Raw genomic sequence first — 20,997 nt, 5'->3', positions numbered from 1 at the left:
TTAGTACGGGTGTTGAAGTGGCTAGCCAGCGGGGCGGGCGAGCGCCCTTTGTACGAGCGTCTCCTCGGAAGCCACGCCACTGCGCAGCGTCCGAGGAGGTGTTCGCTGCCGATAACGCCACCTTTGTGTCGCTTGCCACGTGGGCGAGAGGACCGCGGATCGCCCCCTCTGCGGCGCCCATGTCGATTACCAACTAAGGCCCGGGTCGTCAACTTGAGGTGGCTTATGCCAGCAGTGCACACCTGCGACGCCAGTCTGCCAACGTCTCTTTAAGCGGACGCTGCTCGAGATATTTGATAAAACGGTCGCGTTACGGTGGACCCTCGTGCAACGCCTCCAATGGCGGCTGACAAAATTAAGCGACTGTTTGCACAACACGTTGCCTCCGCCTCGTGCTGGGCGCTTCAGATGGCCGAAGTGACCGAACCTTGCTGCGTCGCCGGGTATGACACAGGGCGAACAGAGCGTCCCATCTGCATTAGCTGCCGGAGGTAGGCCACCAGGTCTCGCTATGAGTCAATAACTTGAAGGTGCGGCCGTTGCACTGGCTTTCCTGTACGGTGCTCGCTGCCATTGTTCGACCGCGCAAGCGTTGCGCTAGCATCCGACGCAGGCATGGGCTTTCCAAGGTAAAACCCTTGAATCTGATCGCATCGATGATCCGCTAGGAAAGCTAGCTGTTCCGGCGTTTCTACTCCCTCTGCGACGACCCGCATGCCGAGTGTGTGCGCCATCGCGAGCACTGCCCTGACGATGACTTCGTCGATTGTTGACACGCCGATGCCGTGCACGAACGACATGTCAAGCTTGATGCAGTCCGCCTTGAAGTCGCGGATATAGGTCAGGCTGGAGAAACCCGTCCCGAAGTCGTCGATCGCAATCGAAACCCCTAAGCGGCGGATCTGATGCAGGCACGCAAGCGCGACTGGCGTCATGAGTACGCTTTCGGTGACCTCCAATTCGACGTTGCGCGGATTGACACCGACGCTGTGCATTGTCCGTTCGAGCGTCTTCGCGAAGTCCGAGCGCAGGAACTGCAGCGGCGAAACATTTATCGAAACAACGATGTCCGGGTAATCGTCAGCCCACTTCCTGGCCTGCAAACATGCGTTCCTGAGCACCCATTCGCCAATTGGAACAATGAGTCCCTTTTCTTCTGCAAGCGGGATGAAGGTCGCCGGGCTTACATCGCCGCGCGTAGCATCAGTCCAGCGGAGCAGCGCTTCGAACGCAACTGTTCGCGAGCCTGAGACAGTAATGCGCGGTTGATACGCCAACCGGAAATCGTCGCACTTCAAAGCATGTTGGAGCTGCTGCGTCAGGTGTAGGCGTTCTGCGTTTGCCACTGCGAGGGACCGGTCGAAGATCCGCATGGCGCCGTCGCGCTCACGCTTAGCGTGGTACATCGCCGCATCCGCGCACCGAATGAGCTCTTCCGCATTGGTCGTATGGTCCGGGAAAACAGCCATACCCACGCTCGCCCGCGACTCGACGATGCCTTCGCCCACTGGAAAAGCTGCGTTAGCCGATCTGTGCAGCCGGCGCGCTTCGTCGATTAGTCGATCAATGTCCGAGCCGGACAACAGGGCGACGAACTCATCGCCCGCGATGCGGCCCACTACGTCTGGCTCGCGCACCTCGCGAGACAGCCGGCCCGCAACCTCCTTCAGCACGCAATCACCGGCTGTATGGCCAAGCGAATCGTTGATCTCCTTGAAGTTGTCCAAGTCGATGAAGACGGCGGCTACGCGATGGCCGCGGCTAGAAGCCGTCGCTATAAGTTCTCCCAGCCTCGCGTGAAGTGCGGCCCGATTCGGCAACTGCGTCAATGGGTCGGAACTGGCGAGCCAGCTTAGGCGTTGCTGATCCCGAATGCGCTCGGATATGTCGCTAAAAACAGTCACGGCGTGGGTCGCTACGCCTCGCTCATCGATAACCGGCGATACTTGTCGCTGTGCCCAGAACAGGGTCCCATCAGCACGCTTGCCGCTGACTACCGTCGAGCCATCGTTGATGCCGTCGCTGTTGCGGTTGATTGGCGTCGGCGCGTGCTCGCCGCTGAAGGCTGCGGAGAGTACAACCTTCGCGCGTTCGCCGAGGACTTCATTTGCAGCAAGGCCTGTCAAACGCTCAAATGCCGGGTTTGTATAGACGACCCGCGGCTCAGCCTGGCTGTGTCCCGACTCGGTGATAAGCACGGCGTTCTGCGAGGCGTCGAGCGCTCGGCTGCGGATCCGAAGCTCCGCCCGTGCCGTCTCGTGTTCACTCACGTCTGCGGCCGTGATGAAACATGCCGAATGGCCCGCGTACTCCAAGAAGTGGTAAGAAACATCGACGTGAAGCGTCCGCCCGTCCAGCGTCGAATGCCGTCTAACGCCTGCAGAACCAGCCTTTGATCCTGAGCGGATGTACGTAAGGAGGTCTTGCCGGAAGGGCTCGATTCCATCGAGCGGGCGAAGTTCGTCTACTGTGATGCGTCTGAGCGTGCCGAGATCGCCGCCGTACTGGCGTTGGGCTGCGGCGTTCGCGGTGAGGATGAGGCGCGTCTGAATATCGTAGATCAGCATGGCAAGGGGATGCTGCTCGAAATATTCGATGAAGCGGTCGTGCGCTTGTCGAGCGGTGATGCGGGCCGCATTTCGAGCAAGCGACGCCCGGTGTGCGAACGAAAGCGCGTATCCAAAGCAGCAGAGGCCGAAAGCAAGGGCGAGCGCGAATGTGATTCGCTGCCGAGCCAACTGTGCTTGCGCTCTAGATTGCATTGCAGCGAGTTCGGAGTTTTGCATGCGCTGTAGTTCCGAGACCATGTGCATGATCTTTTGAAGCGTCTTATTTGCGGCCTCCAGCCGGCTGGGGTCGATCATCCGCAATGGTCCCGCGCTCGCGACCTCGTTGGCAGCCTTATCGAGTTGCGACGCTAAGGACGCCGTGCCGCTTCGTAGGGCCGAGAGCTGATAGAGGGCCGCAGCATTGTTGCCGAACGACTTCTCCAGAAAGTCATAAGATCGCATCACGGCAGCAGTTCGGGCAACTGGCCACGCATTGGAACTGAATCGGGCAGTGCCTACCCCTTGCAGGAAGTCGGCGTTAGCATCGATGTGCAGGGTGGCGAGTAGTTCCAACTGTGCACTTACCGCAAGGGCATCATTAAGTGCGGCCTGCTCTCGGGCGTGCGAAACACTCGCCCAGTAGCAGGCTAATGCGGCGCTTGTTGTCACTGCAATCAATAGAGTACCGGCGACGAGCCGCCGGACCAGCCCACGACTGCGAATCATGTCTAAGAACAGTGCAACGGTGTTTGCCAGTTGGGCCCGATAATCCAGCCGCGGCGCGATCGTTCTCATTTCGTTTTGGTTGATGCAATAACAAACATAGCTAAGCCCGCGCGACGTTGCCGATTCGCCGGCTACTGAAACCGTCGATATCTTTTCTGAGCCGCACTCCCGTGTAATATCGGCCTGCCTGGTGCCGCGGTTAATAGGGACAATCGCCGTATTGGCGGTGGACATTCGTTAGACGGTCGGTATTTGCCGACAATTCGGCTGCTACAAGGTCAAATGCGATGCTGGGGGAGAAGAACCGCGCGGTGCACGAGATTGGCGCGCTTTTGCGGAACGCCATCGGTTTAGTAATTCGCGACCACGCCAAGTGGGCAATGACTTTTCCGTGAGTGCAACGCCTTCATGTCGGACGACCGCCTTACGCAATTGGCCCGGGGCAGCTCGGGCTCGAGTAGGGAGGAACGCGTTGTGCAACGATTCCGTCCTCGCGCAGATCCGGGATATCCCATGATTGTTCTCATCGCGCAGTATCCGTGGAAGAAGCGGTTGCTTCTCGGTGTCGCACTGGCTGTGCTGGTCCTCTTGGCGCAACAGGGTCTGACTATCGCGGCCAACGGCCGACTGACGTTCCTGCTCATCAGCACTTTCCTACCGCTCGTTACGGTGCTTTTCGGGCCGGTTCCCGGTTTGGTCCTACTTGCCGGTGGAATGATGTTCGGGGCTTACTGGTTGCCGCCGTTCGGTTCCCTCGCAGTGGAGTCGAGCGAGCGGATGGTTCTGCTGATGTACGTCATAGTCGGCTCCTTCTTGGTAATAGCGGGAACTAGGCTGTCTGCCGTAGCACAACGTGCGGGACGGGCAGAGAACGCCACGCGGGAAGCGGAAAAGAAACTATTAGAAATGGAGCGTGAATCGAGAAAGCGCTTCGACCTCGCACTAGACACGGCGGGCGTGCCATTCTGCGTGCTAGCGCCGGTGTTCGAGAATGACCAGATTGAGGACTTCCGATGGGAGTATCTGAACGAGGCGGCGGTGCGGTTTTTCCATCGGTCGTCTGTCACAGTGATTGGCAGCACAACGTCGGAAGTGATCCCGAGCGGATGGGACCGAGCAGCCCTCGTCGAAAGGCTGGCCGTGCTTGCCGGCAACGGCGGCAAAGACGAATTCGACCTGCGCGTACAGACCAGCGATGGCGAACGCTGGTTCCACGTTGTGATTGCGGCGCTTGATGGGTCTGTCGTGGCGTGGATGGGCGACGTTACACCCCGGGTGCGCGCTGAACGGGCGCTTTCAGAGGCCGACCGGCGCAAGGACGAATTCCTCGCGACGCTGGCTCACGAGCTGCGCAACCCGCTCGGACCTGTCAGGCAGGTCATTGAGATTCTTGAACAGCCTGGCCTGACGGATGACCGCCAGTCTTGGTGCATAAGCGTTCTGCGTCGACAGACAGCAGCGATGGCGCTTCTGCTAGATGACTTACTAGACGTATCACGCATCACGCGTGGCGCTTTGAAACTGAGAAAGGACAGCGTCGGCCTGTCCGACGTCGTCAGCGATGCTGTCGAGGTTGCCAAGCCAGTACTCGAGGGTAAGGCGCACGTTCTTCGCGTCAGCCTTCCAGAGCGGCCGGTGTACATAGAAGCAGACCGTTTGCGCCTCGCTCAGGTACTGGCCAATTTACTAACCAACGCTGTGAAGTACACCCCTGCCGGTGGCGAAATCAAATTAAGCGCGGCAGTGAATGAAGAAGAGATTGTCCTGTCAGTCGTGGACAGCGGGATCGGGATCGAACCGGACAAGTTGTCAGCGATCTTTTCGATGTTTGCTCAGATCGATCCAGATAATCACGGGGGCGGCCTTGGCATTGGACTCGCGTTGTCGAAGAATCTGATCGAACTACATGGTGGCCGAATTAGCGTGGAGAGCGACGGACGCGGCAAAGGCAGCCGCTTCACAATCCATCTGCCCGCTGAATGCAAGGTTGTCCCCGATAACGTTAGAGGAGCGCCGACCGGGCTAGCGGCTCACATCAAACGCCGGATTCTCATCGTCGACGACAATGTCGATGCAGCGGACGCAATGGCGGCTCTCATGGAAATGGAAGGCCATATTGTTCGCATCGCCTATTCGGGCGAGGAAGCCATTGCGGTCCTCGATCACTTTCCGCCGGAAGTCGTCCTGCTGGATTTGGGGCTTCCGGGTTTGAGTGGAATCGATGTCGCGCGGCAGGTCCGTAGCGCGCCGTTGGTTTGCCAATCGATACTGGTCGCTATTACTGGTCGGGGTGAGCCTCACGACCGCGAACAAACAGCCGCCGCGGGCTTCGATTTTCACTTCACCAAGCCTGTCGACGCAGCCCAGCTTTTCGGCGCAATCCAAAGCCCGATCAATGCACCGTAATCGCCCGCAGGCTATCGACGACCATCAGGACTGACCTAATGTGCGCCAGCGAATGTCAAAACGCTCCCGGAAAGCCTGGACCGTTCGATGGTCGCGCCTCCTCCCTGCGCGGTCTAGTTTAGTCCAGCTGTCCCTTGCGGCGCAGTTGCTGCTCTGCAGCGCGTGCTGCAATCCAAGGGCCTCGGCTTGCCGAGTCTTAGGTCAAACTCGCGTTTAACGAGCATTCGCACGCACGGGATTCCAGCGCGGCGCCGGCGAGCAACTTAATACAGCCATGGCTGTGATGGATCAGCCCTGCGTCATGCAGCTTGCCCGCTGCCTCAGTGACGCCTTCCCGGCGCACGCCCAGCGTGTCGGCGATCGTCTGCTGCGTCACCCTGAGTTCATCGGAGGGCGTACGATCCGCCTGGATTAGCAGCCAGCGGCACAGTTGCTTACTTAGCGAATGGTGTCGGTTGCAGGCAGCCGTTTGCGCCACTTGGGTCCGCAGCGCTTGCATGTACGAAAGCAGGATGCGACGCAGAAAGTCTGAGCGGCCGAAGTGCTCACGCAGCGCGCTCGCGCTCATCCGATAAGCGAAGCCTGGGGCCTGAACCTGGACGCGAGTCGGCATCGTGTCCCCACCGGTCAGCACCGGCACGCCCGTCATCTTTTCACGACCGATGGCCGCGACTTCGACGGAACCGCCATCTTCCATCGTGTGCAAGAGCGTAATAACGGCGGTCGTTGGGAAAAAGACGTGGTTAATGCGTCGTCCTGAATCGCACAGCAACTGCTCGGCGTGCAATTGAACGAGTTCAAGATGGGGCGCGAGGGCGCTCCATTCATGCGCGGGAAGTGCGCCCAACAAATGATTGCCGTGCAGGTCGGACTGGAGGGTCAACATGATTAGTCATCTTTGGTCTATGCGCTTCGCGCTATATTTCTCTGGCCTTCGGTTCCCATCGACGGTGTTCATTGAACGGTCTGCGGGCCAGCCCCGCAGCACCTTGCTGTCCGTTTGCCAACTTCGACGGCTATGCCTTTAGTGCTTCGTCGTACATATGCGAAAGCCGTGCCAACATGCTCGAACCAGGGCGGGAGGCGTCTATTGATTAGTCATGCGTAGCGAAGGTGGAGATTGATTCGTTGTGCAGCTCTCGTGGCTGCCGGATGACGGTGCGCTCGCGCGCTATCCCGTCGGAAGGAATCTCTCAGCCGCCTCCTGCGTTCACGAGTCACCGAGCCTGGCGTCTTCTGCACAAGCTCCTTCAGCGCTGGGATTGCAGCGTCATAAAGACGGTGACGGCGATAAGCTCGTCAACAAGGCACGTTGAAATCGTTCACCAGGCCCTAGGCAGCCGTCTTTGGGAAGCGGTCCCGCTGGGAAGACGGAGGAATTGACTGCTTTCATCGGAGAGCGATGGCGCCGGTTGACGCCGGCCTTCCGGCGGTGCGGGACACGCGGGCATCGGATGGCACCGACGACCTGCAAAATCGTCCAATACATGTGGCGTTGAAATGCATAGCATCCTCTGCATGGTTCATTTCCAAGGAGAGGAATGTTGTTATCGCCAACCGAAACAGACGCCGCCCCCACTCAGCATGTGCCGCAGAGGCCGGAGCGGTGCGTCATCGTCGTCGACGAAGCTCTGTCGCCGGGCAAGGCGTCCAACGCCGCCGCGGTGATCGCATTCACGTTGGGCCAGCGTCACAGCCGCCTCGTCGGAAGCCCGCTGCACGAGCGGGACGGCACGGTGCATCCCGGACTCATTCCTATCGGCATTCCGGTGCTGAAAGCCACGGCGCTTCAATTGGGCGAGCTTCGCGAGAAGTCGCTTGCTCACTGCGATGTCGTCGATTTTCCCGTGCAAGGGCAGGCCACCACTGACTACCAGGCATTTCTCGATGCCGTCAGAGACCATTCCGGCGAACCGCTTCGGTATCTGGCAGTCGGTCTGGTCGGCTCGAGAAACAAGATCGGCAAACTGGTCGGCGGCTTCTCGCTGTTCGCATGATGGACACCCGGATCACCTGCGAGTTCGATGGTGCGATTTGCTTCATCTGCATGAATCGCCCTGAGAAGCGCAATGCGCTCGACGGCGCCATGTTCGATGCGTTGGCGAATGCCCTTGTTTCCGCCCAAGGCGATGCACGGACGCGCTGTGTGCTGCTGCACGGCACGGACCACGGTTTCTGTTCGGGCCACGACACAACGGCGTTCGCAACGCTATGGCCTCAGCGCGCCGATGGCGCGGTGAATCGCTGCATCGGCGCATTCTCCGGGCGGTCCAAGCCCTTGGTGGCGGCGGTGGAGGGCGCGTCGGTGGGCTTCGGTGCCACGATGCTGTTGCACGCTGACTGGGTGGTCGCCGGCGAAAGCGCCGTCTTTCGATTTCCGTTCGCCGGTCTAGGCATTGTTCCAGAAGCCGGAGCGACGGCGTTGCTGGCTCGGCGGATAGGCGACCTTGCGGCGCGCGACTGGCTGCTGAGCGGCCGTCCGATTCCGGCAGCCGAAGCACTGGAGCACGGTTTCGTTTCGCGCGTGGTGCCGCACGGCGACACGCGCGCTGCGGCAACGGAGTACGCCATGCGCCTTGCCGCGAAACCGCCGGCCCCGCTGCAGGCCACGCTGCGGCTATTGCGTGAAGGGGCCACGTCGACGACCCGCGAGGCGATTGAACGCGAGATCGCTCATCTGAACACGCTGATTCCTGCTCTCGCCACGGCACCGATTCGTCATGGCTAACGTACACATCGTCCACGCTCACCCGGAGTCTCGCTCTTTTTGTGCGGCAATGGCTCGCGAAGCCACACGGGTGAGGACACTGCGCGGCGACGACGTGAGCTTCTCCGATCATTACGCGCTCGATTTCGATCCCGTGGTTCGAGCCAGCGAATTCGTCGATCGGTCCGACAATGACTATCTCGTCTATCCATTGGAGCAACGTCACGCGCGCGAGCATCACGCACTTGCACCCGATGTCCAGCGAGAACTCGATGCGCTCCTGATCAGCGACACGCTGATTCTCGTGTTTCCCCTCTACTGGTTTTCGGTGCCCGCGCTGATCAAGGGCTGGTTCGACCGCTGCTTCATGCCGGGTGCGCTCTACGGTGGCAAGCGCCTGTACGACCGTGGCGGAATGACGGGCAAGCGCGCCGCGGTCGGCATAACGCTGGGCGGCCGGGAGCATATGTTCGGCCCGCAGGGCATCCATGGCGATCTGGCGGGCGGCATGCTGCGCCATCTTCTGCAAGGCACGCTGGGATACGTCGGCTACCAAGTGATCGAGCCCTTCTTCGCGTGGCATGTCCCGTACTGCTCCGACGCGGAGCGGGCGCGCATGCTGGCGCAATGGTGTGTCTTGGTCGAAACCCTTAACGAGCAGCCGCATATTCCGATGCCGCGGCTCGGGGATTATGATGAAGTCTTACGCCCTCTCTCACGTCCGCTCATGCCATGAAGCGTTCAGCATCGACCCATTCCATCAAGCTGTGGCGTGCGCCGGACGTCATGGATGCCTTGCTGCTCAAGGGCCGCTTCTTCGGCCACCGCTATCCGCCGCACGCGCACGATACCCACTGCCTCGCGGTGATCACCGGTGGCGCTGTGGCTGTCGAAGTTCGCGGTGAGCGGCGGGTGTGCCGGCCCGGCGACGTGATCGTCATCGACGCGGACGTGGTGCATTCGGGTGCGGCGACATCCGACATCGGCGAGTGGAAGATGCGCGTCGAGCACGTGCAGCCGGCGGCGCTGGCCGCTTATTGTGAACGGCTCGGCATTCCCCGGCGTGAACGGTGGGAACCGAAGAGCCCGTTCATTATCGATGCCGAACTGTGTCGGCATCTTTACGGCATTAACTGGTGCTCAGAGTGGAATGTCGACCCCTTGAAACGCAGTGAAGCCCTCGCGTGCGCCGTCCTCGGCCTGCATGAGCGGCATGCGCGGCGCGTCGTTGATCTCGCGAAGGTGCGCAGTGAGCCGGCTTTGGTCCGGGCGATCAAGAACCGTCTGCGCGAGGATCTGCATGCGCGAGTTACCTTGTCGACCCTTGCATGCGAGTTCGATGTCACGCCGTTCGTGCTGCTGCGAGCCTTCGCGCGCGAAGCGGGCCTCAGTCCGCATGCGTTCCAGCAACAGGAGCGGGTGCGCAACGCGATGTTGCTGCTGCGCGAAGGCAGGCCGATCGCGGAGACGGGCGCGCGCAGCGGCTTCTCGGATCAGTCGCACTTCACGCGCGTGTTCAAACAACAGACCGGCGTGACACCGAAGCTTTATCAGGACGCGCTCCTGTGAATCGTGGCGCGCGTCGATGCCGCCGAGCAGCTGCCATCGCCGGATCGACCGAGCGAGGTCTTGTGTCTCCTATTTGTTATTCCAGAGGCGCAATGCCGAAGCCACGATGACGGGCTCGGCGCGCTGTGAGCATTTCCGCGAACAGGCGATACCAATCCCCAACGCCGTCACTTCGGTTCCTGCCTCAAAACCAGTTGTGCTCGGTCGCGGCCGGCGTCTTTGCTTTCTCACTACGTCGTTCTATTGTCCCTCAGTTCGAATGTCAATGAGAAGCCGCCTTAGCACGACGCGTCCTAACTGTTGAGGCTTCCTTCAAAGTGCCGTCGGTCCATCTTTCTTCAGATGCCTTAAGATGCGCTCGCATCGCGGCCTGGGCGGCGATGGGATCGGCTGCTCTTAGCGCTCTCAGGATATCTTCGTGTTCGCGTATCGCTGCGCTCCACGTCTCCGGACTCTCCGTGTGGTCGCGCATGGCAGCGGCGATCGGATCATGGCGGCTGTCGAAAAGCTGTCCGACGAAGCGACGAAGGACAGAGTTGCCCGATGCTTCTGCGATCAACATATGGAATTGACGGTCCGCCTCGACCGGGGACTTGCCGGCGATCGCCAGCCGGCGCATGCGGTCGATTGAGCGACGAATGCGCTCCAGCATTGCTGCAGTCATACGAGCAGTCGCGAGGACTGCGACGCTCCCTTCAATCGCCGCGCGCGCCTGCATGAGTTCCGACGGGCTGTCGCCGAGTGCTGCTACCGCTGCGGTGCCGTCATCGTCGAAGTTGGCATCCCGAACATAGACGCCCGACCCGATACGGATTTCGACCTGACCACCGATCTCCAACGCGATCAACGCTTCGCGCAACGAAGGCCGGGAAACGCCAAGTTTCAGAGCGAGCTCTCGCTCGGCCGGCAGCCGCTCCCCCGGCGGGAACTCGCCTTCCTTAATGAGTTTGACGATTTGGCTAGCGACCGATTGGTAAAGCCGCTTGGGTTCGATTGATTTCATGAAGCGGTTTGCAGAGATAGAGAAGCGAGTAAGCCGCGGCCCAGTCTAGCACTGCATCAGGGCCGCCGCGGGAACGTTAGGGTTTTCTCTATTGGTAAGGTCAGTTAGAAAAAGGCGAATTGGCTTGACCAGCCGGAGAAACCGCTGTTTAATCTGTCGCAAACGGACCGACCAGCAACACGCCAGGTTGGCCGCTTCATAGGAGACGCTATGGCAACGCCCCACGGTCTGTCGGCTTCAGTGACAGATGCCCCCGATCTTGATAAGCAGGAAATCCTCCGTCTCGAAGGAATCGGCAAGCGCTTCCCCGGCGTCATCGCGCTGGACGGCATCGACCTCGACCTCCGCTGTGGGGAAGTACACGCTGTCTGCGGTGAGAATGGGGCAGGGAAGTCGACGTTGATGAAGATCATCAGCGGGCAATACCGCCCTGATAGTGGCACCATGCGCTATCGCGGCGAGGAGGTCCGGTTTGCTTCAACGTCCGACGCACAAGCAGCCGGCATTGCGATCATCCATCAGGAACTCAACCTCGTACCGCATCTAAGCGTCGCCGAGAACCTCTTCCTCGCACGCGAACCGAAGCGCGGCCCATTCGTCGACAAGCGTAGGCTCAATGAGGACGCAAAGCGATGCCTGGCGCGCCTTGGCCTTGCGGTTGCTCCATCTACCCTCGTGGGCACGTTGTCGATCGCACAGCAGCAGATGGTCGAGATCGCCAAGGCGCTGTCACTCGACGCCCGAGTGTTGATCATGGACGAACCAACGTCCTCACTGACTGAGTCGGAGACCGTCTACCTGTTTCGCATCATCAAGGAACTGCGCGAAGCGGGCGTTGCGATTCTCTATATCTCACACCGTCTCGATGAAATGCAGCACATCGTCGATCGAGTCACGGTCTTGCGCGACGGCCGCCATATCTCAACGGACGACTTCGCTTCGCTATCTGTCAACGATATCGTGGCGCGCATGGTAGGGCGCTCGCTAGATGACGCCTATCCGGCGCGGCAGTCGTTCCCGACGACTGAAGTCCTGCTCAGCGCCCGGGAGTTGCGCAGAAACGGCGTTTTCGGTCCGGTCTCGTTCGACTTGCGCAAGGGCGAAATCCTGGGCTTCGCCGGGCTGATGGGCGCCGGCCGCACGGAAGTGGCGCGCGCGATATTCGGAGCCGACAAGCTCGACGGCGGGACGATCACGCTTCGCGGTGAGCCGGTATCGATCCGTTCGCCGCGCGAGGCGATTCGCCACGGCATCGCATATCTCTCTGAAGACCGGAAGAAAGAGGGGCTCGCTCTGGGTATGCCGGTCGCGTCCAACATCACGCTCGCGAATGTTCGAGGCGTAGCTTCGTCGGGCTTTCTTCGTTTCGGGGAAGAAGCGCGTGTTGCCCAAAAGTACGTGAAGGATCTCGCGATTCGTACACCGTCGATCCACCAGATCGTGCGCAACCTGTCGGGCGGTAATCAGCAAAAGGTGGTTATTGGGAAATGGCTGTACCGCGGATCGAACATTCTTTTCTTTGACGAGCCGACGCGAGGCATCGACGTCGGCGCCAAGTTCGCGATTTATGGGCTCATGGACCGGCTAGCAGCGGAAGGCATCGGCGTCGTCGTGATCAGTTCGGAGCTACCCGAATTACTCGGGATGACAGACCGGATTGCTGTTTTCCACGAAGGACACGTGACAGCGGTTCTTGAAACCAAACTAACTGGTCAGGAGGAAATTATGCATTACGCTTCGGGGCGCGCTCATGCTTGAAATGACTTCGGATCCTACTCAAGCTGCAAAGCGCTCCGCGCAGCAGCGCCGCCGCGACCTCATTCAGAAGTTCGCTGCGCTGGGCAGCCTGGTTCTCCTGGTGATCGCCTTCTCGCTGGCGAGTTCAGCCTTCCTCTCGGTCGACAATCTCATGACCGTGAGCCTGCAGGTGACGTCGATTGCGTATCTCGGGGTCGCCGCAACGTGCGTCATCATCACCGGAGGGATCGACCTCTCGGTCGGCTCGGTACTCGCCCTTGCGGGCGTCGGGGCCGCGCTGCTGGTCAAGCTCGGTGTGCCGGTGCCCGCGGCAATGCTTTGTGGCGTGCTTATCGGCGCGCTCTGCGGCGTGGTCAATGGCATTTGCGTTACACGTATGGGCTTGCCACCGTTCATCGCGACGCTGGGCATGATGCTTGTCGCTCGCGGCCTAGCGTTGCAGATCACCGGGGCACGCCCTGTGTCCGACCTTGGCGATGCGTTCGGCGCACTCGGCAACGGCGCACTGTTTCGTATTTCACACATCGGCGCGGACGGATTTCCCGACACGACGTTTCCGGGCATTCCGTACCCCGTCATCATCATGGTCGTGCTTTTCGTGGGCGTGTCCGTGCTGCTCTCGAAGACTTCGCTCGGCCGTCATATCTATGCGGTCGGCTCAAACGCCGAGGCGGCACGGCTTTCCGGTGTCAATGTCCAGGGCGTCAAACTTTTTACCTATGTGCTCTCGGGCGCGTTGGCCGGCGTGACGGGATGCGTGCTGATGTCCCGGCTCGTTACCGGGCAACCGAACGAAGGTGTCATGTACGAACTCGATGCAATCGCAAGTTCAGTGATCGGCGGCACATCGCTCATGGGCGGCGTCGGTACGATTTCGGGCACGGCCATCGGTGCTTTTGTGATCGGCGTGCTTCGCAACGGGCTGAACATGAATGGAGTGTCGAGTTTCATTCAGCAGATCATCATCGGCGTGGTGATTCTAGGGACCGTCTGGATCGATCAATTACGCAACCGCAAATCTTAATGGTTTGCCTCTTAAATCAAAGAAGACAGGAGCGAGACATGAACAAATATTCAATAGCTGCAGCATCGGCATTGCTCTTTGCGGCTTTTAACACCGGCGCCTACGCCGCAGGCGGCGAGATCGCCGTGATTGTCAAGACGGTGAATTCGAACTACTGGCAGAACGTGCAGAAAGGGGCGAACGCCGCTGTTGCCGATGCCAAGGGTTATACGTTGACCTTCCAGGGGCCGGCCTCGGAGTCCGCCATCACGGACGAAGTGAACATGGTTGTCAACGCGGTCAATCGACGTGTCGCGGGGATCGTGCTTGCCCCTTCCGATCCTGACGCGCTCGTTCCCGCTATCAAGAAAGCGTGGGAGGCCCACATTCCCGTGGTGCTGATCGACTCGACCATCTCCGACTCGGGAAAGCAGTATTACCAGTCTTTCTTGTCGACTGACAACGAGAAAGCCGGCGAGATGTGTGCGAAGGCGCTCATCGATCGGGTAGGGCAGTCGGGAAAGATCGCGATCATGTCCTACGTCCCTGGTGCGGGTTCGGAGGTCAGCCGCGTCGGAGGCTTCCGAAAATACATCGCCGATCATTCAAAGCTCCAGGTCGTGGGTCCCTTCTACTCACAATCGCAAATGGCGACCGCGCTCAATCAAACAACTGACGTGCTGTCGGCGAATCCCGATCTGAAGGGAGTCTTCGGCGCCAACGAACCGACTGCGATTGGCGTTGGCCGCGCACTGAAGCAGTCCGGAAAGGCGGGCAAGCTCGTTGCCGTGGGTTTCGACGGGAACGAAGATCTTCAAGGCTTCGTGCGCGACGGGACCGTGCAGGCAATCGCGGTACAGGGTTCCTGGCAGATGGGCTACAAAGGCATTCAGACGGTCGTCAACGTCATCGAACGCAAGCCTGTGGCGAAGCAGGTCGACACGGGCGTGGTGATGGTCGACAAGCAGAATCTCGACTCGAAAGAAGCCAAGAACGTCCTTTACTAGTCGCAAGAAAAGGGCGGCGAATCGATGTTGCCGATTCACCGCCCCGCCAACCCCCGAGTCCAGAAAAAGCACCGGTATCCATGAAAGCACACGAGACACGTGCATTGCCCCGCAGCGGACTTACAGTAACGGCCCTCGGTCTGGGCTGCTCGCAACTGGGCGGACTTTACCGTCCTATGTCGGGCGCCGATGCATTTGCTGTAGTCGAAGCCGCATGGAGCGCCGGCATCCGCTATTTCGACACCGCGCCGTTTTACGGCTACACGCTTTCCGAGCGACGTGTCGGAGAGATCCTTGGCGACCGTGATCGAAGCACCTTTACGCTCAGCACGAAAGTGGGGCGCTTGATGCGTCCTGATCCCAGCGTTAGCCCCGGCGACGACGGTTGGGCGACGCCGCTGCCGTTTCGGCCGGAGTTCGACTACTCGTATAAAGGGATCATGCGCTCTTACGAGGACAGCTTGCAACGGCTCGGAATGCATCGGATTGACATGTTGTACGTGCATGACATCGGCCGTGCGACGCATGCGGACCGACATGGGCAGTTCTGGTCCCAGTTGACGGAAGGCGGCGGATTCAAAGCACTGCAAGAGTTGCGCGCCAGTGGTGCGGCGCGCGGCATCGGGCTCGGCGTCAACGAATGGGAAGTGGCGGCGGACGCACTGAACGAGGCTGAACTGGATGCCGTTCTGCTGGCCGGTCGATACACCCTGCTCGAGCAGACAGCGCTCGGGCCGCTACTAGATGTCTGTGCACAGGCTGAAACCGCCGTTGTCGTGGGTGGCGTCTTCAATTCGGGCGTGCTAGCCGGAAACGGCAAGTTCAACTACGGCGATGCGCCAGCAGATGTGGTGGAGAAGGTGCGCGCCCTTTCGGCGGTCTGTCAGCGCTTCGATGTCCCGCTCCCAGCCGCCGCTTTGCAATTCGTATTCGCTCATCCGGCCGTTGTGTCGTGCGTGGTCGGAGTTCGAAGCATGCCCCAGCTCGAGCAAAACATCGCATGGCTGGAGACCGCGATACCTGAAGAGTTGTGGCAGACACTTCACCGCGAGCGGCTCGTCTCAAGTAGGGCGCCGGTTCCGGAAGGAGTGTAGCGATGCAAAGGGCGTGGTCTGCATCCGATGCCGTAAGACTTGTCTGACGGTGAATGATCTCATGCGCACGGATCGAGCCGGCGATCGCCGCGCGCAGCCTGCGAGGATGACTGTCAACGCGTGTTTAGGCAATCAGCAAGTCAACACATTCTTGGCGGCAACGCCTGCCGGTTGTATGGCATCGGTTCATCCCGAAGCGATGCAAATTAGAAAGGATATCGAATGCTTACCGTGATCTGTGAGTCACCCGGAGTGCTGCGTGCGCAACAGTCGGAGATGCCCGCGCGGAGTGCCGGAGAAGTATTGCTGCGAGTGAGCCGGGTCGGCGTGTGCGGCACGGATCTGCACATCTTCACGGGCACTCAGCCCTATCTGCAATACCCTCGTGTGATGGGACACGAGTTGTCCGCCGTCGTTGTCGAAGCAGATAGCGAGTCCGGACTGGCTGCAGGCGACGGCGTCTATGTGATGCCTTACCTGTCGTGCGGAAAATGCGTGGCATGTCGTCAAGGAAAGACCAACTGCTGTGTGAACATCAAGGTGCTCGGTGTGCATCAAGACGGTGCCATGACCCAATATCTCAGCGTTCCGTCGCAGTTCGTGCACAAGGCAGAAGGCGTAACGCTCGACCAGGCCGCCATGCTGGAATTCCTTGCTATCGGTGCGCACGCGGTGCGGCGCGCGGATGTTCAGCGGGGGCAGCGGGTGCTCGTCGTCGGGGCAGGCCCCATCGGAATGGCGGCGATGATCTTCGCGTCGCTCAGAGGCGGACGCGTTGTTTGTCTAGACACCCGCGCGGACCGGCTCTCGTTCTGCACGACGCACCTCGAGATAGAAGCGGCGGTCGCCGTCGGGCCGGACGACGCGGCGCAACTCGCATCGCTGACCGACAACGACTTCTTCGATGTCGTCTTCGATGCGACCGGCAACATCAATGCGATGAACCGCGGTTTCGAGTTCATTGCGCATGGCGGTAAATACACGCTGATCTCCATCGTGCCCGGTCAAGTGAGCTTCGCGGACCCCGAGTTCCACAAACGTGAAGCGACGCTGCTCGCTAGCCGCAACGCGACATCGGCTGACTTCGATACGGTGCTGGAAGCAATGCGCGGGGGGCATATCCCCGATGCAGCGTTGAACACCCACAGAATGAAGCTCGAGGACGTTCCATCCGAATTTCCTCGTTTGCTCGAATCCAATCAGACGGTTGTCAAGGCGCTAGTCGAATGCTAACGAAGGCACTTGGACGAGAGCCCGTGAACGCACCTATCCTGCAGTTCGGAACGAGCCGATTCCTCCTTGCGCACGCCGCACTCTTCGTCTCCGAGGCGCTTGCGCGAGGAGCCGCAATCGGCGGCATCACCATCGTGCAAACCACGCAAAGTGCTTCGAGCCGTGCGAGGATTGCAGCGCTCAAGGATTCTCACGGCTATCCCGTCCACGTACGAGGATATGATGCGGGCTCCGTGGTGGACCGGGTGATAAGGTGCCATGCGGTCCAGGATGCATTGGTCGCGGGCGACGACTGGCCTCTGATTCGCCGTGCTTTCGTCGACCACGTCCGTGTCGTCGTGTCGAATACGAGCGATGCCGGGTACCGCCTGCACGATCAGGACTCGTCGGAAGGCGTCGAGGACGAGGCCTGTGTTCCGCATAGTTTCCCGGCCAAGTTACTGGCCCTTCTGCATGCACGCTGGCGCGAACGTCCGGAGGCGGGCGTGACCGTCTTCCCGTGCGAATTGGTTCAGGACAACGGCGATACCTTGCGCGACATAGTGGCGGGGTTGGCCGGCCAATGGTCGCTGCCGGCGTCGTTTATCGACTATATGCGCAATCAATGTGTCTGGGTCAACTCGCTTGTCGACCGCATCGTCTCTCAGGCCATCGAGCCTGTGGGTGCGGTTGCGGAACCCTACGCATTGTGGGCGATCGAACGACGACCTGGCATGGAGCTTCCATGTACACACGACCAGATTGTCGTGACGGATGACCTGCGCCGGTTCGAACGGCTGAAGCTGTTTTTCCTCAACCTCGGGCATACATGGCTGGCGGAGGGCTGGCTCAGAGAGCAGCGCGACCCGTCGCAGACGGTCTTTGATGCAATGAACGACCCGCTCGTGCGCAATGCGCTCGAGAGCGTATGGTATGAGGAGGTGCTGCCGGTCTTTCGTTCCCTGGGCTCAGAAGACGAAGCGGCGCGGTATATCGACAGCGTGCGCGATCGCTTCCTGAACCCTTTCCTGGGCCATCGGATTGCAGATATTGCCGTGAATCACGAAGAGAAAGTCAGGCGGCGAATACTTCCTTTTCTCGAACTGGCCGCGTCGCAATCGCCGAGTGAGGAGCAGCCGCGCTTGCGAAGTGTCCTGAAGGCGCACGGGATCGAGATCGACACTACCGCTAGCTCGCTGTGAAGCCGTGGTGCGCCGGATTCGTCCGGTGCGCGATCGATCGTTTGTGACTCTTTAAGCATCCTTCGCTATCGCGACAGCGAAGGTTTCCCTTTTCGCACTCCTTGCGCGACTGGTGGGAATGTCACGATGAGCCACGAAGACACGAGTTGCGAAGAAAGTAAGGACGACGCCCTTCGTTTTTCGGGCCTCGAACGCAGCCTGTTCGACGAAGCCCTTAGACTCCTTCTGTCGGCGCGCACTCATGCGCTCGAACTTTTGGTGAGCGGCATGAAAGGGCATCGTTCGTTGACTCCAACGGTGATGACTTCCATCTTCCCGCAATCCTAGGCTTGCAGCGGCACTTCAGATAGCGTGCCATGGCCAGCCAACGTTTTTACCGGAACCTTGAATGCGCTATTGCCTCGCACTTGATCTTGTAGACGATCAACCGCTAATCGAAGAGTATGAGCGGCACCATCGTGATGTTTGGCCGGACGTCCTGGCTCATATCCGCAGCCACGGCGTGTCGAGCATGGAAATTTTCAGGCTTGGAACGCGACTCACGATGATCATGGAGACAGACGACGCAGTCTTCAATGCAAGCGCGATGGGGCGCGCCGCAGTTGAGAATGACGCGGTAAGACGCTGGGAGGAACTGATGTGGACCTTCCAGCAACCCACTCTGTGGACCGAAGAAGGCACTAAGTGGATGCCAATGACGCGCATATTCGACTTGGCGAAACAGTGACTGCGGAGCACCCCGCTTCAAATAGGTATCGATTGCGTCCAGTGCGCTGTCCGAGAAAAGATCCGGCTCAGGCGAGCCGCTGAGAGTTCTGGCGATCCGAGGGCCGTGCCAGAACTGAGAGAACGTCCAACTACGCGTTGGTGCCACTGTGCTTATCGTTTAGCTGCCTGGCACGCTCGCGGCGTCGCTTTCGCGAGCAATTGCGCAAGAATTACGAGCATTCAACGGGGACGACCGACAGCCGCTGTTCGGTTATTCATCTGCGCGGCGCTTTTCGGCATTGCGGCCCGCAGACGATGGGCGCGAGCCCAGTTCATCGAGCGGTGTGCGATACGTTTCCCGCGCCGTCCATGCGGCGAGCGCCGCAAGACTTGCGATGACGAGCGTTGCGGTACCGATCACCAAGGGGATCTCCTTCGTGTCGGGCGGTGCAATCGCCGCGAACAGCGAAGGCAGGAGGGCCGTCAGCGCCATGCCGATGTTCTGCCCGATCGAGATTGCCGACACGCGAGTGCGCGTCGGGAACAACTCAGGCATAAAGCTCGGAAACACCGCATTGAAGCCCTGATAAGTCACGCCCCACATCAGCACTGACGTGACGATCGCCAGAGGCGCATTCTTCGCGCTGATCGCGTAGAGATAGGCGTAGGAAAGCAAGCCCGCTCCCACCGAACCGACGACCACGGGAATGCGCCGCCCGATGCGGTCCAACAACTCTGCGACGAACGGAATCACGATCACCGCGACGATGTTGCCGACGAATGGAATGAGGCGGCGAGGGTTGAGGGTCGCCAACAGCGGATGGGAAAGGGGCAGGCTTTCGTTGCCCGTCATTCCTACCGGCGACGCATTGACGACCAGATCGAACGGTTCCAGCGAACTAACCGCGCTGCGGGCGCCTCACTTTCCACACGTCGCGACCGGTCACGCGCTTGCATTGCTGCTAAGGGGAAGTCGCCATGCCGTCAAATCGTACCCAACTATCGATAGAAACAAAAAACACTTTCAGGAATATCGGATAAACGCTTCGACTGCTTCGTGCCAGCTTCACATCAAGAAAGTGAATGACCCGTTACGCGGATATCGATGGTCGCTTATGGTTGGGAATATGCATTGCCGATGGGCCGCTTAGTGCGGCGGAATCTCAGCGGCCGCTTTCGAGCCATGAGTTCGGCGCGCGGACCTGGCACGGCTGGACCCCTATGCGACGGCCACTGGCGCGTTTTTCGCGCAACCGCTATGCGCGGCTAAGCAGCCGCTCACATACTGTCGTCGTCGATGGCGCCCAACGCAAAAACGAAGATAGAGTCGCCGATGAACGCCAAGCTTGACTTGAGATTGTCGCGGCTAGTGCGAAACGGTCACACCGGCATGGGCGGTCGAATCGGGCTGGCCGAGAGCGGCTGAGAGGATCGTCGCACGAGCGCGCTGCGCAGACGCGGCGGCGTCAGCGAAGGACAAAGAGCCGACCTCTCTCGTGACGAGCAAAAACCGCTTGTGTCACCGTCGCGGATCAACGCCGCGCGGATGACCTGCGGCAACTGATGCGGGTGACTATCATCGCGGATATGGCGCACACCGCCATAACGCCGCTCATGCCGATCACGCCAAAGCGCGGAAACAGCACGGCGACCAGCGAACTCGTCACCGCGCCAGACAGCATCTGTACCGATGTCAGCAGGCCGCCCGCCGCGCCCGCCAGTTCGGGGAGCGGATCAAGCGCGCGACGTGCCGCGCTCGGTGCGGCCAGTCCAAAGCAAAAGCTACTGACGAGAAAAAGCGGCATGGCGGTGCATAGTGTGATGCAGCGGAGCGAAGCCAGCGCGATCAGGCCCACGCTTGAAATCGCCGCAAAGGCAATTGCCACGAACAGCAAGCGTCCGCTCGACACGCCGCGTCGCGCCAACACGCCGTTAAGCGCCGCGCCCGCGACGATGCCCGCGCCCGTCGTCGCGAACATCGCGGCATAGACGAGCGGACGCACGTGCAGGGTGCCCAGCAGCACCAGCGGCGAACCCGCGACATACGCGAACA

The 20,997-nt window shown here is 60.2% G+C and carries 17 protein-coding genes and 1 pseudogene; 13 read left to right on the top strand and 5 right to left on the bottom strand.

Features of this window, described 5'->3' with window-relative positions; all coding sequences use genetic code 11:
* Nucleotides 1–509: 509 nt before the first annotated feature.
* A complete protein-coding gene (locus BG57_RS28380) occupies nt 510–3,509 on the bottom strand; it encodes a putative bifunctional diguanylate cyclase/phosphodiesterase (protein WP_081851021.1) in 3,000 nt (999 codons plus the stop codon).
* Nucleotides 3,510–3,788: 279 nt separating this feature from the next.
* Between BG57_RS28380 and BG57_RS28375 the strand changes: the two genes are divergently transcribed.
* On the top strand, nt 3,789–5,681 hold the full coding sequence (locus BG57_RS28375) for a hybrid sensor histidine kinase/response regulator (RefSeq protein WP_052006059.1): 1,893 nt from the start codon (nt 3,789–3,791) through the stop codon (nt 5,679–5,681).
* 196 nt (nt 5,682–5,877) lie between these two features.
* Here BG57_RS28375 and BG57_RS28370 read toward each other — a convergent pair whose 3' ends face one another.
* Nucleotides 5,878–6,567 carry a Crp/Fnr family transcriptional regulator gene (locus BG57_RS28370; RefSeq protein ID WP_371875851.1) on the bottom strand — a complete coding sequence of 230 codons (690 nt, stop codon included), beginning with the start codon at nt 6,565–6,567 and terminating at the stop codon, nt 5,878–5,880.
* A gap of 655 nt (nt 6,568–7,222) precedes the next feature.
* Here BG57_RS28370 and BG57_RS28365 point away from each other — a divergent pair.
* Genes BG57_RS28365 through BG57_RS28350 form a run of 4 tightly spaced genes read left to right on the top strand, consistent with a single transcriptional unit; the run spans nt 7,223 to nt 9,957 of the window.
* Complete coding sequence (locus tag BG57_RS28365) at nt 7,223–7,678, top strand: DUF2000 domain-containing protein (protein ID WP_052006058.1); 456 nt, start codon at nt 7,223–7,225, stop codon at nt 7,676–7,678.
* Nucleotides 7,675–8,409, top strand: a complete 735-nt coding sequence (locus BG57_RS28360; RefSeq protein WP_035970240.1) for an enoyl-CoA hydratase-related protein — start codon at nt 7,675–7,677, stop codon at nt 8,407–8,409. Before BG57_RS28365 ends, BG57_RS28360 begins: the two co-directional genes overlap by 4 nt.
* The gene (locus BG57_RS28355; RefSeq protein WP_035970239.1) at nt 8,402–9,124 is read left to right on the top strand and encodes an NAD(P)H-dependent oxidoreductase; all 723 of its coding nucleotides are present in this window, start codon (nt 8,402–8,404) and stop codon (nt 9,122–9,124) included. The genes BG57_RS28360 and BG57_RS28355 overlap by 8 nt, the downstream gene beginning before the upstream one ends.
* Nucleotides 9,125–9,174: 50 nt before the next feature.
* Complete coding sequence (locus BG57_RS28350; protein ID WP_229753908.1) at nt 9,175–9,957, top strand: AraC family transcriptional regulator; 783 nt, start codon at nt 9,175–9,177, stop codon at nt 9,955–9,957.
* Nucleotides 9,958–10,219: 262 nt separating this feature from the next.
* Here the strand turns inward: BG57_RS28350 and BG57_RS28345 are convergent, their stop codons facing one another.
* Complete coding sequence (locus BG57_RS28345) at nt 10,220–10,960, bottom strand: FadR/GntR family transcriptional regulator (protein ID WP_035970237.1); 741 nt, start codon at nt 10,958–10,960, stop codon at nt 10,220–10,222.
* 210 nt (nt 10,961–11,170) lie between these two features.
* On the opposite strand from BG57_RS28345, the gene BG57_RS28340 reads away from it, so the two are divergent.
* The 8 genes from BG57_RS28340 (at nt 11,171) to BG57_RS28305 (ending at nt 18,963) form a co-directional block, all read left to right on the top strand.
* Nucleotides 11,171–12,718, top strand: coding sequence for a sugar ABC transporter ATP-binding protein (locus tag BG57_RS28340; protein ID WP_052006057.1), 1,548 nt, complete (start codon nt 11,171–11,173; stop codon nt 12,716–12,718).
* Nucleotides 12,711–13,742: an ABC transporter permease gene (locus tag BG57_RS28335; protein ID WP_035970236.1), complete on the top strand. Its 1,032-nt coding sequence runs from the start codon at nt 12,711–12,713 to the stop codon at nt 13,740–13,742. The genes BG57_RS28340 and BG57_RS28335 overlap by 8 nt, the downstream gene beginning before the upstream one ends.
* 38 nt (nt 13,743–13,780) lie before the next feature.
* Nucleotides 13,781–14,728 (top strand): ABC transporter substrate-binding protein, encoded by a 948-nt coding sequence (locus BG57_RS28330; protein ID WP_035970235.1) that lies wholly within the window; start codon nt 13,781–13,783, stop codon nt 14,726–14,728.
* 80 nt (nt 14,729–14,808) lie between these two features.
* Complete coding sequence (locus BG57_RS28325; RefSeq protein ID WP_035970234.1) at nt 14,809–15,822, top strand: aldo/keto reductase; 1,014 nt, start codon at nt 14,809–14,811, stop codon at nt 15,820–15,822.
* Nucleotides 15,823–16,044: 222 nt separating this feature from the next.
* A complete protein-coding gene (locus BG57_RS28320; RefSeq protein WP_035970232.1) occupies nt 16,045–17,055 on the top strand; it encodes a zinc-binding alcohol dehydrogenase family protein in 1,011 nt (336 codons plus the stop codon).
* 23 nt (nt 17,056–17,078) lie between these two features.
* Nucleotides 17,079–18,236, top strand: coding sequence for a mannitol dehydrogenase family protein (locus tag BG57_RS28315; RefSeq protein ID WP_035970247.1), 1,158 nt, complete (start codon nt 17,079–17,081; stop codon nt 18,234–18,236).
* A 126-nt stretch (nt 18,237–18,362) separates the two neighbouring features.
* Nucleotides 18,363–18,563: a hypothetical protein gene (locus tag BG57_RS32795; RefSeq protein WP_152562732.1), complete on the top strand. Its 201-nt coding sequence runs from the start codon at nt 18,363–18,365 to the stop codon at nt 18,561–18,563.
* A gap of 61 nt (nt 18,564–18,624) precedes the next feature.
* Nucleotides 18,625–18,963: an L-rhamnose mutarotase gene (locus tag BG57_RS28305; RefSeq protein WP_035970230.1), complete on the top strand. Its 339-nt coding sequence runs from the start codon at nt 18,625–18,627 to the stop codon at nt 18,961–18,963.
* Nucleotides 18,964–19,215: 252 nt separating this feature from the next.
* On the opposite strand, the pseudogene BG57_RS28300 reads toward BG57_RS28305, so the two are convergent.
* Nucleotides 19,216–19,734 (bottom strand): annotated as a pseudogene (locus BG57_RS28300) (MFS transporter); the annotation flags it as partial.
* A 742-nt stretch (nt 19,735–20,476) separates the two neighbouring features.
* A partial coding sequence (locus BG57_RS33190) for a multidrug effflux MFS transporter (protein ID WP_160174764.1) occupies nt 20,477–20,997 on the bottom strand: 521 nt, incomplete at its 5' end.

Origin of the sequence: Caballeronia grimmiae (genome assembly GCF_000698555.1) — a bacterium.
In the GTDB taxonomy this organism is placed as follows: Bacteria; Pseudomonadota; Gammaproteobacteria; order Burkholderiales; family Burkholderiaceae; genus Caballeronia; species Caballeronia grimmiae.
This window is presented reverse-complemented; position numbering and strand designations above follow the sequence as displayed.